The organism is Actinokineospora sp. NPDC004072 (assembly GCF_053604195.1).
On sequence record NZ_JBSGHB010000019.1, the window covers coordinates 45,113 to 59,496 of the forward strand.

The window sequence follows — 14,384 nt, forward strand, 5'->3', positions numbered from 1 at the left end:
GTGGTGCAGGGCTACGTCGTCGTCCCCGCACACGCGGGGCTGGTCCGCCCTACATCGGCGTCACCGTCATGCAGCTGGTGTCGTCCCCGCACACGCGGGGCTGGTCCGTGACGGTCCAGTCGGCGCGGCAGCCGGTGAGGAGTCGTCCCCGCACACGCGGGGCTGGTCCCCCGCGCCTCGCGTTCAACGTCCGGCACACGAGGTTGTCCCCGCGCACGCGGGGCTGGTTTCCCATCGCGCTGGCCGTGGGTGGGTCGGCATGAACGCGGGGGGCCGAGGGGGTGGGTGGGCGCAGGTTAGGCTGCCCCAGCCCCGTTCACCTCCGCCGGTAAGGCCCCATGCTGAACATCTTCGCCAGAGCCTCGGTGTCCCGAGTCACCGATCCCGTGGGCAGGTGGCTGGTCTCGATCGGGCTCACCCCGAACGCGGTCACCCTGCTGGGCACTGCGGGTGCGGTCGCCGGGTCGTTGTGGTTGTTCCCGGCTGGGCAGTTGCTCGCCGGGACGTTCCTCGTCTGGGGATTTGCCATGTTCGACCTGCTCGACGGGGCGATGGCCAGGGCCAGGGGCGGGGGGACGGCCTACGGGGCGGTGCTCGACGCCACCTGCGACCGGCTCGCCGACGGGGCGCTGTTCAGCGGGATCGCCTGGTACGCCGTCTTCGTCGCCCCCGACCGGCTGCTGGCCGCGGCCTGCCTGGTGTGCCTGGTGACCGCCCAGGTGATCTCCTACGTCAAGGCCCGGGCCGAGGCCAGCGGGCTGACCGCCGACGGGGGGCTCGTCGAGCGGGCGGAGCGGCTCATCATCACCCTGGTGGGCACGGGGTTGACCGGTCTGGGCGTGCCGTACGCGCTGCACGTCGCGCTGGTGGTGCTGGCGGTCGGGTCGGTGGTGACGGTGGCGCAGCGGCTGGTCGCGGTGCGCCGGAGCGCGGAGGAGGGCGGATGACACGGGGGGAGCGGCTGGCCGACGCCGGGTACGCGGCGGGCTGGCGGCTGGTGCGGATGCTGCCGGAGCCGGTGGCCGCCGGGCTGTTCCGCGCGGGGGCCGACCTCGCCGCGCGCCGGGCGGGCCCGGGGGTGCTGCGGCTGCGCCGCAACCTCGCGCGGGTGGTGCCGCAGGCGGGTCCGGCCGAACTGGACGACCTCGTGCGCGCCGCGCTGCGGTCCTACGCCCGGTACTGGATGGAGGCCTTCCGGCTGCCGTCGATGGACCACGCCGCCATCAAGCGGCGGATGGACGAGACCGCGACCGGCACCGAGTACCTGGACAAGGCGCTCGCCGACGGCAACGGGGCCGTGATGGCGCTGACGCACTCGGGCAACTGGGACGTCGCGGGCGTGTGGCTGGCGCGCACGCACGGCCGGTTCACCACCGTCGCCGAGCGGCTGAAGCCGGAGTCGCTCTACCACCGGTTCGTCGCCTACCGCGAGTCGCTGGGCTTCGAGGTCGTCCCCGCGACCGGCGGGGACCGCAACCCGGCGGTCGTGCTGGCCGAGCGGCTGCGCGAGAACAAGGTGGTCTGCCTGCTCGCCGACCGCGACCTGACCCCCAACGGCAGGCCGGTCACCTTCTTCGGCGCGCAGACGAAGATGCCCGCGGGCCCGGCCTACCTCGCCGCCCGCACCGGGGCGGCGCTGCTGCCGGTCGGCTGCTGGTTCACCGACGACGGCTGGGGCCTGCGCATCCACCCGCCGATCCCGGTCGCGGGCGTGCGCGCGGTGCCGTCGGCCACCCAGGCGCTGGCCGACGTGCTCGCCGCCGACATCGCCGCCCACCCCGCGGACTGGCACATGCTGCAGGACCTGTGGCTTGAGGACATCGGGTCGTGAGCCTGCGCGTCGGGATCGTCTGCCCGTACTCCTTCGACGTGCCGGGCGGGGTGCAGGCGCACGTGGTGGACCTGGCGCGGGCGCTGCGCGGCCTGGGGCACTCCGTCGAGGTGCTGGGGCCCGCCGACGACGACACGCCGGTGCCGGACTTCGTCCAGCCCGCTGGCCGGGCGCTGGGCATCCCCTACAACGGCTCGGTGGCCCGGCTGGCCTTCGGGCCGCTGTCCTTCGCCCGGGTGCGGCGCTGGATCCGCGAGCACGACTTCGACGTGCTGCACCTGCACGAGCCCACCGCGCCGAGCCTGTCGATGCTGGCGCTGATGGTGGCCGACGGCCCGATCGTGGCGACGTTCCACACCTCCACCCCCCGCTCGCGGACGCTGAGCGCGTTCCAGGCGGTGCTCCAGCCGTTCCTGGAGAAGGTGACCGCCCGCATCGCGGTCTCGGCGCTGGCCAGGCGGGTGCAGGTGGAGCACCTGGGCGGGGACGCCGTGGAGATCCCCAACGGCGTCGACGTCGGGTTCTTCCGCGACGCCGCGCCCCTGCCCGGCTACCCGACCGGCTGCTCGGTGGGGTTCGTCGGCCGCTACGACGAGCCCCGCAAGGGCATGCCGGTGCTGCTGGAGGCCCTGCGCCCGCTGGCCGCCGAGCTGCCCGACCTGCGGCTGGTGGTGGTCGGCCGCGGTGACGCCGCCGAGCTGCGCAAGGCGGCCGGGCCGGTGCGGGTCGAGCTGCTGGGGCAGGTCGACGACGCGGAGAAGGCGGCGATGCTGCGCAGCGTCGACGTCTACTGCGCGCCCAACACCGGCGGGGAGAGCTTCGGGATCATCCTCACCGAGGCGATGGCGGCGGGCACCGCGGTGGCCGCCAGCGACCTCGACGCCTTCCGCCGCGTGCTCGACGACGGCCGGGCCGGGGTGCTGACCCCGGTCGGCGACGCCCCCGCGCTGACCGCGGCGCTGCGCTCGCTGCTCGCCGACCCCGCCCGCAGGCAGGCGGTGGCGGCCGAGGGCCATCGGCGGGTGGCCGCCTACGACTGGTCGGTCGTGGCCGCCCAGGTGCTGCGCGTCTACGAGCAGGCGGTGGCTGCCTGCCCGCGCCCGGTGGGGGAGGTCCAGTGACCTGGTGGATCGTCGTCCTGGTCGCGGTTCTGGTGCTGGGCGGGGTGTACCTGGTGGGGACGGCCAACCGCCTGGACCGCCTGCACGTGCGCACCGACGCGGCGTGGGCGGCGCTGGACGCCGCCCTGGCCCGCCGCGCCGTGGTGGCCCGCGCGGTGTCCGGCGTGCTCGGCGTCGACCGGCTGCGGCGGGAGGCCGAGCAGGCCGAGCGCTCCCCCCGCGTCTCCCGCGAGGACGCGGAGAACGTGCTGACCCACTCGCTGTCCGAAGTAGATAGAACCCGGCTGCCTGCCGCCTTGGCCGCTGAGCTGGTCGACGCCGAGCACCGCGTCGTCATCGCCCGCCGCGTCCACGGCGACGCCGTGCGCGACACGCTCGTGCAGCGCAGGCGCCGCGTGGTGCGCTGGTTCAAGCTGGCGGGCGGCGCCCCCCGCCCGGAGTTCTTCGAGATCGCCGAACCCGACCTGACCCCCGCCCCCGCCACCCCGGACCGCGTCGACCCGTAGCGCGGACGGGCAGCAGCGTTTCTGCAACCCCCGCAGCGGTAACAGGCGGAGTTGATCTCACGATGCCGGGTGCGTGATCACCGGCGAAGGGGGATCGGGGCGATGGGTGTGCTGGAGTTCGTCGGCCGCCTGGTGGACAGCCTGGCCTGGCCGACCGCGACCGTCGTGCTCGGGTTCGCGCTGCGGTCGCGGCTGGGCCCGCTGCTGGGGGAGCGGCTGAAGGCGATCAAGGCAGGCCCCGCCGGGCTGGAGATGGAGTGGAACCAGACGGCCCAGGAAGCCGAGAAGCAGCTCACCGGCGAGGTCGCCGCGACCGAGCAGGCCACCGACCAGACCATGCCGCTGCGGCTGCGCGAGCTGGCGAAGGCGTCGCCGCGCGGGGCGGTGGTCGACGCCGCCGCCGAGATCGAGAGCGCGCTGCGCACCCTGCTGGCCCGCCACGGCCTGTCCGACACCGAGCTGCGGATGGGGATGCGCGAGCTGAGCTCCACCGCCGTCGAGCGGGAGCTGATCAGCGCGTCGACCCACCGCGCGATCGAGGGCCTGTCGGTGCTGCGGAACCTGGCCGCGCACGGCCGCGGCCGCATCGAGTACGCCCAGGCGGTCGACTTCCTCGCCCTCGCCGACGCCGTCATGTACTCGCTGACCGCGGCCAGGTCCGTCGAGCTGGGACGGCTGCCCGACCCGGCGTGAGGCCGGGCCGCCCGCGGCGGTCGCGCCCGGGCGGCCCGGGGGCTCAGGCCAGCTGGGCGGCCAGGGCGCTGGGCATGGGGTCGAAGCGGGCGAAGCGGCGGGTGAACGTCGCCGAGCCGGAGGTCAGCGAGCGCAGGTCGATCAGGTAGCGGACCAGGTTCGTCGCGGGGACCTCGGCGGTGACCAGCGTCGCCCCGGTGCCCTCGGACTCGGTGCCCAGCACCCGCCCGCGCCGCGACGACAGGTCGCCGAGGACGGTGCCCAGGTGCTCGTCCGGCAGGCGGACGACCACGGTGTCGATCGGCTCCAGCAGGTTGACGGTCGTCTTGGCCGCGGCGTCCTTGAGCGCCAGCGCCCCCGCGATCTGGAAGGCGGCGTCGGAGGAGTCGACGCTGTGGGCCTTGCCGTCGACCAGCGTCACCCGGATGTCCACCATCGGGTTCCCGGTGGCCACGCCCCTGGCCAGCTGCGCCCGGATGCCCTTCTCCACGCTCGGGATGAACTGGTGGGGAACGGCGCCGCCGACGACCCGGTCCAGGAACTCGAAGCCCGCGCCGGTCGGCAGCGGCTCGACCTCGATGTCGCACACGGCGTACTGGCCGTGCCCGCCGGACTGCTTGACGTGCCTGCCGTGCCCGCGGGCCGGACCGGCGAACGTCTCGCGCAGCGACACCTTCACCGGCTCGGTGTCGATCTCCGCCCCGCCCGCGCGCAGCCGGGCCAGCACGACGTCGGCGTGCGCCTCGCCCATGCACCACAGCACCAGCTGGTGGGTCTCGGGGTTGCGGTCCATCCGCAGGGTCGGGTCGCCCGCGACCAGCCGGGCCAGGTTGCGGGCCAGCGCGTCCTCGTCGCTGCGGGTGCGGGCCACCACGGCCACCGGCAGCAGCGGCTCGGGCATCGCCCACGGCGCCATCAGCAGCGGGTCGTCCGGCGCGGAGAGGGTGTCGCCGGTCTCGGCCGAACCGACCTTGGTCAGGGCGCACACATCACCGGCGATGCAATAAGGGACCTCGCGCAGCGAGGCCCCCAGGGGAGAGTAGACGTGCGCGACGCGCTCGTCCGCGTCGTGGTCCTCGTGGCCGCGATCGGCCAGTCCGTGGCCGGAGACGTGCACCTGCCGCTCCGGGCGCAGCGTCCCGGAGAACACCCGCACCAGCGAGACGCGGCCGACGTAGGAGTCCACCGCCGTGCGGACGACCTCGGCGGCCAGCGGGCCCCTGGGGTCGGGGACGATCGCGGCGTGCGGGCGGCCCTGGGGGTCGGTCACGGCGGGCAGCGGGTGCTCCAGCGGGGACGGGAAGCCGCGGGTCAGCACCTCCAGCAGCTCCTCAAGACCCAGGCCGGTGAGCGCGCAGACCGGGATGACGGGGAAGAACGAGCCGCGGGCGACGGCCTTCTCCAGGTCGGTGATGACGGTGTCGGTGTCGATCTCCTCGCCGCCGAGGTAGCGGTCCATCAAGGACTCGTCCTCGCTCTCGGCGATGATCCCCTCCAGCAGCTCGGCGCGGGCGTCGGCGATGGCCTCGCGGCCGGCGTCGTCGAGGTCGGTGAGCTTCATCTCGCCGCTGGAGTGGTCGTAGCGGCGCTGGGTGATCAGGCCGTCCAGGGCGGTGTCGCCGTGCGGCAGCCACAGCGGCAGCACGTTGGCCCCGAAGGCGTCCCGGCAGGCGGCCAGCTCGCCTGCGAAGTCGGCGCGCGGGTGGTCGAGGCGGGCCACCACCAGCGCGCGGGGCATGCCGACCGCGTCGCACTCGCGCCACAGCGCGACCGTCGCCGGGTCGACGCCCTCGGCGGCGCACACCACGAACAGGGCCGCGTCCGCCGCGCGCAGGCCCGCCCGCAGCTCGCCGACGAAGTCGGCGTAGCCGGGGGTGTCGATCAGGTTGACCTTGACCCCCTCGTGCATCAGCGGGGCCACCGCCAGCCCCACCGACCGCTGCTGGCGCTGCGCGGCCGGGTCGTGGTCGCAGACCGTGGTGCCCTCGGTGACCGTCCCGGCCCGGGGGAGCACGCCGGTGGCGGCCAGCAGCGCCTCGGCGAGCGTCGTCTTCCCCGAGCCGGACGGGCCCACCAGGGCCACGTTCCTGATCCGCGCCGGGTCGTCCACCGCAACGGTGGACTCGGCATGGCCGTTGTCGGCGTGCTTGCTGCCCATCTCCCGCACCTCCCGATCGCCCCGCCTTGTGTCGGATCTCACATCTTGTCACCGGTGGTGACCAGCGCGCTCCCCTGGCGTGCGAAGTGGCCTGCCGAGATAGCCCCGGATTGGCAGCCTTCAGCGGTCCACATCGCACGTACGCTGTGGTCAGCGGCCGATACCCCGAGGCCGCAGACCCCCAAGTCGATTCGAGAGGCGAACCGTGTCCGAGGCACAGACCCCCACCCCCGCCACCCAGCCGGAGACCGGCACGTCCCGGGTCAAGCGCGGCATGGCGGAGATGCTCAAGGGCGGCGTGATCATGGACGTCGTCGACGCCACCCAGGCCAAGATCGCCGAGGACGCGGGCGCGGTCGCGGTCATGGCGCTGGAGCGGGTGCCCGCCGACATCCGCGCCCAGGGCGGCGTGGCCAGGATGAGCGACCCGGACCTGATCCAGGGCATCATCGAGGCGGTCTCCATCCCGGTCATGGCCAAGGCCCGCATCGGCCACTTCGTCGAGGCGCAGGTGCTGCAGTCCCTCGGCGTGGACTACATCGACGAGTCCGAGGTGCTGACCCCGGCCGACTACGCCAACCACATCGACAAGTGGGCCTTCACCGTCCCCTTCGTCTGCGGGGCCACGAACCTGGGCGAGGCGCTGCGCCGCATCACCGAGGGCGCGGCGATGATCCGCTCCAAGGGCGAGGCGGGCACCGGCGACGTCTCCAACGCCACCACCCACATGCGCAAGATCCGCGCCGAGATCAAGCGGCTGACCTCGCTGCCCGAGGACGAGCTGTACGTGGCCGCCAAGGAGCTGCAGGCGCCCTACGAGCTGGTCAAGGAGGTGGCGACCACCGGCAAGCTGCCGGTCGTGCTGTTCACCGCAGGCGGCATCGCCACCCCGGCCGACGCGGCGATGATGATGCAGCTGGGCGCCGAGGGCGTGTTCGTCGGCTCCGGCATCTTCAAGTCCGGCGACCCGGCCAAGCGCGCCGACGCCATCGTCAAGGCCACCACGTTCTTCGACGACCCGGACATGATCGCCAAGGTCTCCCGGGGCCTGGGCGAGGCGATGGTCGGCATCAACGTCGAGGACGTCCCCGAGCCGCACCGGCTCGCCGAGCGGGGCTGGTAGCCGCTAGACGTGCTCGGAGACCAGGCACGCCATCGTGCCCGGCTCCAGCGCCTCGAACACGTGCGGCAGGTCGCCCGGGTAGGCGATGTAGTCGCCCGGGCCCAGCTCGACCGGCTCCTCCGTCGGACCGAGCCGGGCCCGGCCCGCGGCCAGCACCACGTGCTCGACCACGCCGGGGAAGTGCGGGTCGGACTCCCGGCGGCTGCCCGGCTCGGCGCGGATCAGGTAGACGTCGCGGCGGGCGTTGGGCGGGCAGGAGGCCAGCAGGGTCGCCGAGTAGTCGGCGCGCTCGGAGTAGACCACCGGCCCCTCGCCTGCCCGGATCACCTGCACGCGCGGGGTCGGCGGCTCCACCAGGCGGGAGAACGGCACGCCCAGGGCCACGCCCAGCGCCCACAGCGTCTCGACGCTGGGGTTGCCCGTCGCGGCCTCCAGCTGCGACAGCGTGGATTTGGCGATGCCCGCCCGCTTGGCGGCCTCGCTCAGCGACAGGCCCGCGCGCTCGCGTTCGCGGCGCAGCGAGCGGGCGATGATGTCCAGTGGGGCGCCGCGCTGGTCCACCGAGCCTCCCGTTCGATGTGACGGACGATCGTTCGCCTTGACGAACGACCTGGGCATTGTTCATCGTAGGGCACTATGCGTTCGATATGGCGAACACTCGATGCCGAGCTGTGGCGCGGCGTGCTGGCCATCGCCGCGGCGGCCGCCGTCAGCGGGGCCTCCTTCGGCGCCATCTCGGTGGCCTCCGGCCTGCCGGTGTGGGTGCCCGTGGTGATGTCCCTGCTGGTCTTCGCGGGCGGCTCGCAGTACCTGGCGGTCGGGGTGACCGCGGTGGGCGGCAGCCCGGTCGCCGCGGTGCTGGGCGGGCTGCTGCTCAACGCCCGGCACCTGCCCTTCGGCCTCGCGGTCGGCGAGCTGGTCGGCCGCGGCTGGGCGGCCAGGCTGGTCGGCAGCCACCTGCTGGTGGACGAGTCCGTCGCCTTCGCCCTGGCCCAGCGCGACGCCGTGCGCGCGCGGGCGGCCTACTGGGCCTGCGGGGCCACGCTGTTCCTCGCCTGGAACACCGGCGCACTCGGCGGCGCGCTCGCAGGCCAGTTGGTCGGCGACGCGGATGCGCTCGGCCTGGACGCGGTCTTCCCCGCGGCCATGCTGGCCCTGGTCCTGCCCGCGCTGAAGGACGCGAAGGTCCGCGCCCCCGCCCTGCTCGGCGCGGCGCTGGCCCTGGCAGCCACCCCGTTCCTGCCCACCGGCGTGCCGATCCTGCTAGCCCTCCTCGGCCTCCTCGCGGCCCCCCGCCCGCCCCGCCAGACCCCCACCCCCACCCCCACCCCCACCCCCGCCCCGACCGCCCCGGAGACCCTGCCATGACCCTGCCGCCGACCCCGGTCCTCACCGCGCCCGGTAGCGGCCACTCCCGCCCGGACCGCGCCGGAGTTGCTGTCATGACGCTGCTTCCGAGCCTGGTCCTCGCTGCGCCCCGCCCGACCCCGGCTGCCACCCTCGCCCCGACTGCCCCGGAGGTGCTGTCGTGACCGTGCCGCCGATCCCGGTCTTCGCTGCGCCCTGCCCGGTCGCGGCCACTCCCGCCCGGACCGCGCCGGAGGTGCTGTCATGACGGTGTTGCCGACCTTGGTCCTCGCCGCGTCCAGCCTGGTCTCGGCCACTTCCGTCCGGATCGCGCCGGAGGTGCTGTCGTGACCGTGTTGCCGTTCGTGGGTGTTCGCCGCGTTCTGCCTGGTTCCGGTGGCCGTCGCCGTCCGGATCTCGCGGGGGGTGCTGTGACCGTGGTGCCGAGTCTGCTCGCCGCGTCCTGCCTGGTCTCGGTGGCCGCCCCCGGACGGATCGTGCCGGAGGTGCTGGCGTGACCCTGCTGCCGATCCTGGTGCTCGCCGCGGGCACCTTCGCCTTCCGCTTCGGTGGTGTCCTGCTGCGGGACCGGCTGACCTTCTCTGATCGTGTCAAGGAGTTGTTGGCCACCTCCGCCGTCGTCCTGCTGTTCGCCCTGGTGGCGACCTCGGCGCTGGCCAAGGGGCAGGACTTCGCAGGCTGGGCGCTGCCCGCGGGGGTGCTCGTCGCGGGGGTGCTGGCGTGGCGGAAGGTGCCCTTCGCGGTGGTCGTCGTGGCTGCTGCGCTCACCACCGCGCTGCTCCGCCTCGCGGGGCTGCCCTAATCTCGACCCACGGACGAAAGGAACCCACGTGCCCACCGACCGACCCCTGATCGGGGTGCTCGCCCTGCAGGGCGACGTGCGCGAGCACGTCGCCGCGCTCACCGCGGCGGGTGCGACCGCCACGGGCGTGCGCAGGCCCGAGGAGCTGTCCCGGGTGGACGGGCTGGTGCTGCCGGGAGGGGAGTCCACCACCATCTCCCGGCTGCTGGCCACCTTCGACCTGCTGGCCCCGCTGCGCGCCCGCATCGCCGATGGCCTGCCCGTCTACGGCTCGTGCGCAGGCATGATCCTGCTCGCCGAGAAGATCATCGACGGCCGCCCCGACCAGCACCAGGTCGGCGGCATCGACATGGTCGTGCGGCGCAACGCCTTCGGCAGGCAGGTGGACTCCTTCGAGGCCGACCTCGACTTCGCGGGCCTCGACGACCCGGTGCACGCGGTGTTCATCCGCGCGCCGTGGGTCGAGTCGGTCTCGGCGGCCGCCGAGGTGATCGCCAGGGTGCCCGACACCGGGGCCGCGGGGGAGGCCGGCGGTAGGATCGTCGCCGTCCGCCAGGGCCGGGTGCTGGCCACCGCCTTCCACCCCGAGCTCACCGGCGACCACCGCGTGCACCGCCTGTTCGCGGACATGGTCCGTGAAAGCCTGACCTAGACCGACGGAGGACAGATGAGCGGCCACTCCAAGTGGGCGACGACCAAGCACAAGAAGGCCGCACTCGACGCCAAGCGTGGCAAGCTCTTCGCGAAGCTGATCAAGAACATCGAGGTCGCCGCGCGCACCGGGGGCAGCGACCCCGAGGGCAACCCCACGCTGTTCGACGCCATCCAGAAGGCGAAGAAGAACTCCGTCCCCAACGACAACATCGAGCGCGCCCGCAAGCGCGGCGGCGGCGAGGAGGCAGGCGGGGCCGACTGGCAGACGATCATGTACGAGGGCTACGGCCCCCAGGGCGTCGCCGTGCTGATCGAGTGCCTGACCGACAACCGCAACCGCGCCGCCACCGAGGTCCGCACCGCGATGACCCGCAACGGCGGCTCGATGGCCGACCCCGGCTCGGTGTCGTACATGTTCAACCGCAAGGGCGTGGTGATCGTCCCCAAGAACGGCCTGACCGAGGACGACGTCCTCATGGCCGTGCTCGACGCGGGCGCCGAGGAGGTCAACGACCTCGGTGAGAGCTTCGAGGTGGTCTCCGAGCCCGGTGACATGGTCGCCGTCCGCAAGGCGCTGCAGGACGCGGGCTACGACTACGAGTCCGCCGACGCCAGCTTCCTGCCCATGTCGACCGTCCAGCTCGACGCCGAGGGCGCGCGCAAGATCTTCAAGCTGATCGACGCGCTGGAGGACTCCGACGACGTGCAGAACGTCTACGCCAACTTCGACGTGGCCGACGACGTGATGGCCGAAGTCGATGCGTAGGCGGGCCTCCGACTCCCGCGGCGAGGTCATGGCCGAGGTCGGCTAGGTGGCCTCGCCCGCCCTCACCCCCGACGAGGAGCAGCTGCGCGAGTGGCTGCTCCACACCGCCGACCGCGACGGGTACGCGGCGGTGGAGGTCGAGGGCGACGCCGACGGGGCGCCGTACGCCTTCACCGTGGGCGTGTGGCGCCGCTTCGCCGCGCCGGAGGCCGTGGTGGTCGGGCTGCCGGTCGACATGGCCCGGCCGCTGCTCGACCTCTACGTCCGCCGCACGGCCGACGGCGAGCGGTTCTACCCGGGGCTGCCCTACCTGGACTTCTTCGAGGGCACCCCGGTGGTGGTCGAGCGCGTCCACAAGGGCCACTACCCGGAGTTCTTCGGCAGCGCCTTCCTGGTCTACCCGCAGGGCGACTTCCCGGCGCTGCAGCTGATCGTCGCCACCCCCGACGGCCGGTTCCCGTGGAGCCCGGACGCCCCCGACGGGTTCGACATCTGGCAGCCCGTGCTCACCTACACCGGCAGGCCCGAGACCTGGCGGCCCGGCGTCGACGGCCCCTGATCGGCCCTACCCCGCCGCCGCGCCGCCGATCTACGATCTCGGTCCGGATCGGCGAAGGGGGGCGGCGGTGTCCGAACGGCCCCGGCCGCGGGCGTGCACCGAGGCCGAGCTGGGCTTCCACCCCCGGCCCGCGGTCCGCTGGCTCGCGCCGAAGGTCCTGGTCAGCACGGGCATCCAGTCGGCGATCGCCGCGGTGTTCGGCTCCTACGCCGACAAGCGCGAGCTGCAGGGCGGCCTGCCGTCGACCGTCCACCGGGCCACCGGCGACGAGCTGTGGTTCGACTACGCCGCCGACGTGGGCGACGGCTTCGACGCCACCTACTCCATCGCCTCCCTGCTGGCCGCGGAGTCGCTGACCGTCGACGGCGAGGTCCTCCCGCGGGGCAGGCTGCTGGTCCTGGGCGGCGATCAGGTGTACCCGGGCGCGTCGACCCGCGCCTACGAGGACCGCACGAAAGGCCCGTTCCGCGCCGCCCTGCCCGCGGCGGCGGGGGAGCGGCCGGTCCTGTTCGCCCTGCCCGGCAACCACGACTGGTACGACGGCTTGACCTCGTTCCTGCGGGTCTTCGCCCAGCGCAGGCCGATCGGCGGCTGGGACACCGAGCAGACCCGGTCCTACTTCGCCGTGCGCCTGCCGCACCGGTGGTGGCTGCTGGCCATCGACACCCAGTTCGACGACTACATCGACGCCCCGCAGCTGGAGTACTTCCGGGCCGTCTCCCGGGAGATCGGCGACGGCGACGCCGTGATCCTCTGCACGCCCTCGCCCGCGTGGGTTCCCGCGGGGGCGGGCGGGTCGACCAAGTGCCACGACACCATCGAGTTCTTCAACCGCGAGATCGTGCGCGCCCGCGGCGCCGAGATCCGGGTCATGCTCTCCGGCGACACCCACCACTTCGCCCACTACGCCGAGCGCGGCGGCGGCAGGCGGCTGATCACCTGCGGGATGGGCGGGGCGTACCTGGCGGCCACGCACGAGCTGCCCGCCGAGCTGACGCTGCCCCCGCCCGCCTCCCGCGTGCGCGACCCCGCCCCGCCCGCGACCTACGACCTCGTCGACTGCTACCCGGACGCGGCCGAATCGCGCCGCCTCGCCGCGGGCGTCTTCGGCCTGCCCCTGCGCAACCCCGGCTTCTGGGCGCTCACCGGCACCTTCCAGACGCTGATGACCCTGGCGGTGCTCTACGGGATGGTCAGCACGCTGACCGACGAGCAGCGCGGCTTCTTCGGCAAGGTCGCCAGCTGGGCGCCCGCGATCGGCGTCGCCGTCGTGCTCGTCCTCGGCGGCCTCGCCTTCGCCCGGATCCAGCACTTCCACCAGGGGCCCAAGGCCACGGCGGCCGGGCTGCTGCACGCGACCGCCCACATCGGACTCAGCGTGGGCTGGTCGCTGGCCGTCGTCGGCCTGCACACCGATGTGCTGCCGGACAACGCCGTCGGCGACTGGGCGACCCTGCTGGTCGTCCTGCTCGGCACGCCCCTGCTGATCGGCTTCGCCGACGCCGAGCTCGTCGCCGTCTACCTGCTGCTCGCCTCGCGCGCGGGCATCAACGTCAACGAGGTCATGGCCGGGCAGAGCATCGAGGACCACAAGGGGTTCCTGCGCATGCGCATCGACGCGGCGGGCGTGCTCACCATCCACCCGGTCAAGCTGGCCGCCGTCGGCCGGGAGTGGGTCGCCCGGCCGGACGGGGCGCCGCACGAACCCTGGCTCGCGCCGGTCCGGCCGCTGCGCCCCGCCCGGATGGCCGCCCCCATCGCGGTCACCCGTCGGTGATCACGCCTCCGCGTCGACCGTGGCGGGCGGCGGCGCCCCCGCGTCCCGGTTCTCGATCTTGATCCCGCACTTGCCCGCCAGGGCGACCCCCGCGCCGAGGGTGGTGGCGACCGGCGCGGCGAGCGCGGCGACGATGCCCACCGCGATCGGCACGTCGAGGAGCACGTCGTCCTTGCTGTCGCGGACGACGACCCGGCGGGTCATGCCCTGGTGCAGCAGGCCGCGGACCGCGTCGACCACCTGGTCGGCCGCCGAGCGAGTGGTGTCCGGCTTGTCGTTCATGCGTTCTCCTTTGATCCCCTGATGCCTCCATGGTGCCCGTCCCGGGCGGCCCGGCCATCAGGGTTTCCCCGGGGGCCGCCCTGAATTGCGCCCGTCCTGCGTGTCGGGGCCGCCGCGCGGCGGCCGCAGCCCCTAAGCTCTCGAACGAGTGTTCACGGGGAGGGGAGCGGGCGTGCGCGTGCTGGGAGTCGACCCCGGCCTGACCCGCTGCGGCATCGCGGTGGTCGACGGGTCGGCGGGCAGGCGCGTGGCCGCCATCGCCGTCGACGTCATCCGCACCCCGGTGGACGACACCCTCGCCGTGCGGCTGCTCAAGGTCGCCGACGGCGTGGAGGACTGGCTCGACCGGCACAAACCCGACGTGGTGGCCATCGAGCGGGTGTTCAGCCAGCACAACGTCCGCACCGCGATGGGGACCGCCCAGGCGGCGGGCGTGGTCGCCCTCGCCGCGGCCCGCCGCGGCCTGCCCGTGGAGTTCCACACCCCCAGCGAGGTCAAGGCCGCCGTCACCGGCTCGGGCCGGGCCGACAAGGCCCAGGTGACGGCGATGGTCACCCGGCTGCTCGGCCTGCGCGTCGCGCCCAAGCCCGCCGACGCCGCCGACGCGCTGGCCCTGGCCATCTGCCACCTGTGGCGCTCCCCGGTCAAGGCGCGCATCGCCGAGGCCGAGGCCAGGGCGGCCGAGCTGGCCCGCAAGCACCGTGCCAGGCTGGCCGCGGCCCGCAAGACCCAAGCGTGAAAGAT

General features: G+C 73.9%; 17 protein-coding genes and 1 CRISPR repeat array (1 of these 18 cut by a window edge). Of the genes, 14 read left to right on the forward strand and 3 right to left on the reverse strand.

All coding sequences use genetic code 11. The features are described from left to right. Nucleotides 1-230: a CRISPR direct-repeat array (repeat unit 28 nt; unit sequence GTCGTCCCCGCACACGCGGGGCTGGTCC) (it extends 43 nt beyond the left edge of the window). 108 nt (nucleotides 231-338) lie between these two features. The 5 genes from pgsA (at nucleotide 339) to ACWEPX_RS25920 (ending at nucleotide 4,151) form a co-directional block, all read left to right on the forward strand. Beyond that, nucleotides 339-947 (forward strand): phosphatidylinositol phosphate synthase, encoded by a 609-nt coding sequence (pgsA, locus tag ACWEPX_RS25900; RefSeq protein WP_451899842.1) that lies wholly within the window; start codon nucleotides 339-341, stop codon nucleotides 945-947. After that, complete coding sequence (locus ACWEPX_RS25905) at nucleotides 944-1,831, forward strand: phosphatidylinositol mannoside acyltransferase (protein WP_451899843.1); 888 nt, start codon at nucleotides 944-946, stop codon at nucleotides 1,829-1,831. Before pgsA ends, ACWEPX_RS25905 begins: the two co-directional genes overlap by 4 nt. A gap of 2 nt (nucleotides 1,832-1,833) precedes the next feature. After that, complete coding sequence (locus ACWEPX_RS25910) at nucleotides 1,834-2,952, forward strand: glycosyltransferase family 4 protein (protein WP_451899929.1); 1,119 nt, start codon at nucleotides 1,834-1,836, stop codon at nucleotides 2,950-2,952. Then, the gene (locus tag ACWEPX_RS25915) at nucleotides 2,949-3,458 is read left to right on the forward strand and encodes an NUDIX hydrolase (protein ID WP_451899844.1); all 510 of its coding nucleotides are present in this window, start codon (nucleotides 2,949-2,951) and stop codon (nucleotides 3,456-3,458) included. The genes ACWEPX_RS25910 and ACWEPX_RS25915 overlap by 4 nt, the downstream gene beginning before the upstream one ends. A 102-nt stretch (nucleotides 3,459-3,560) precedes the next feature. Next, nucleotides 3,561-4,151 carry a hypothetical protein gene (locus ACWEPX_RS25920; RefSeq protein WP_451899845.1) on the forward strand — a complete coding sequence of 197 codons (591 nt, stop codon included), beginning with the start codon at nucleotides 3,561-3,563 and terminating at the stop codon, nucleotides 4,149-4,151. 43 nt (nucleotides 4,152-4,194) lie between these two features. Here the strand turns inward: ACWEPX_RS25920 and ACWEPX_RS25925 are convergent, their stop codons facing one another. Then, nucleotides 4,195-6,309: an elongation factor G-like protein EF-G2 gene (locus tag ACWEPX_RS25925; RefSeq protein WP_451899846.1), complete on the reverse strand. Its 2,115-nt coding sequence runs from the start codon at nucleotides 6,307-6,309 to the stop codon at nucleotides 4,195-4,197. Between the two features lie 205 nt (nucleotides 6,310-6,514). Between ACWEPX_RS25925 and pdxS the strand changes: the two genes are divergently transcribed. Then, on the forward strand, nucleotides 6,515-7,432 hold the full coding sequence (pdxS, locus tag ACWEPX_RS25930; protein ID WP_451899847.1) for a pyridoxal 5'-phosphate synthase lyase subunit PdxS: 918 nt from the start codon (nucleotides 6,515-6,517) through the stop codon (nucleotides 7,430-7,432). 3 nt (nucleotides 7,433-7,435) lie between these two features. Here the strand turns inward: pdxS and ACWEPX_RS25935 are convergent, their stop codons facing one another. Further along, complete coding sequence (locus ACWEPX_RS25935; RefSeq protein ID WP_451899848.1) at nucleotides 7,436-7,993, reverse strand: helix-turn-helix domain-containing protein; 558 nt, start codon at nucleotides 7,991-7,993, stop codon at nucleotides 7,436-7,438. 75 nt (nucleotides 7,994-8,068) lie between these two features. On the opposite strand from ACWEPX_RS25935, the gene ACWEPX_RS25940 reads away from it, so the two are divergent. From ACWEPX_RS25940 to ACWEPX_RS25970, 7 genes are all read left to right on the forward strand, one after another. Next, entirely contained in the window at nucleotides 8,069-8,800 is a 732-nt protein-coding gene (locus tag ACWEPX_RS25940; protein ID WP_451899849.1) for an AzlC family ABC transporter permease, read from the forward strand. A 326-nt stretch (nucleotides 8,801-9,126) separates the two neighbouring features. Beyond that, nucleotides 9,127-9,297 carry a hypothetical protein gene (locus ACWEPX_RS25945; RefSeq protein ID WP_451899850.1) on the forward strand — a complete coding sequence of 57 codons (171 nt, stop codon included), beginning with the start codon at nucleotides 9,127-9,129 and terminating at the stop codon, nucleotides 9,295-9,297. Beyond that, nucleotides 9,294-9,602 carry an AzlD domain-containing protein gene (locus ACWEPX_RS25950; RefSeq protein ID WP_451899851.1) on the forward strand — a complete coding sequence of 103 codons (309 nt, stop codon included), beginning with the start codon at nucleotides 9,294-9,296 and terminating at the stop codon, nucleotides 9,600-9,602. The genes ACWEPX_RS25945 and ACWEPX_RS25950 overlap by 4 nt, the downstream gene beginning before the upstream one ends. 28 nt (nucleotides 9,603-9,630) lie before the next feature. Then, a complete protein-coding gene (gene pdxT / locus ACWEPX_RS25955; RefSeq protein ID WP_451899852.1) occupies nucleotides 9,631-10,254 on the forward strand; it encodes a pyridoxal 5'-phosphate synthase glutaminase subunit PdxT in 624 nt (207 codons plus the stop codon). Between the two features lie 15 nt (nucleotides 10,255-10,269). After that, nucleotides 10,270-11,022, forward strand: a complete 753-nt coding sequence (locus ACWEPX_RS25960) for a YebC/PmpR family DNA-binding transcriptional regulator (protein WP_451899853.1) — start codon at nucleotides 10,270-10,272, stop codon at nucleotides 11,020-11,022. A gap of 46 nt (nucleotides 11,023-11,068) precedes the next feature. Beyond that, nucleotides 11,069-11,581 carry a DUF4262 domain-containing protein gene (locus tag ACWEPX_RS25965; protein WP_451899854.1) on the forward strand — a complete coding sequence of 171 codons (513 nt, stop codon included), beginning with the start codon at nucleotides 11,069-11,071 and terminating at the stop codon, nucleotides 11,579-11,581. A 67-nt stretch (nucleotides 11,582-11,648) separates the two neighbouring features. Beyond that, nucleotides 11,649-13,358: a metallophosphoesterase family protein gene (locus ACWEPX_RS25970; RefSeq protein WP_451899855.1), complete on the forward strand. Its 1,710-nt coding sequence runs from the start codon at nucleotides 11,649-11,651 to the stop codon at nucleotides 13,356-13,358. On the opposite strand, the gene ACWEPX_RS25975 is transcribed toward ACWEPX_RS25970, so the two are convergent. Beyond that, complete coding sequence (locus ACWEPX_RS25975) at nucleotides 13,359-13,640, reverse strand: DUF4342 domain-containing protein (RefSeq protein ID WP_451899856.1); 282 nt, start codon at nucleotides 13,638-13,640, stop codon at nucleotides 13,359-13,361. Nucleotides 13,641-13,812: 172 nt separating this feature from the next. Between ACWEPX_RS25975 and ruvC the strand changes: the two genes are divergently transcribed. Further along, a complete protein-coding gene (ruvC, locus tag ACWEPX_RS25980; RefSeq protein WP_451899857.1) occupies nucleotides 13,813-14,379 on the forward strand; it encodes a crossover junction endodeoxyribonuclease RuvC in 567 nt (188 codons plus the stop codon). Nucleotides 14,380-14,384 lie beyond the last annotated feature (5 nt).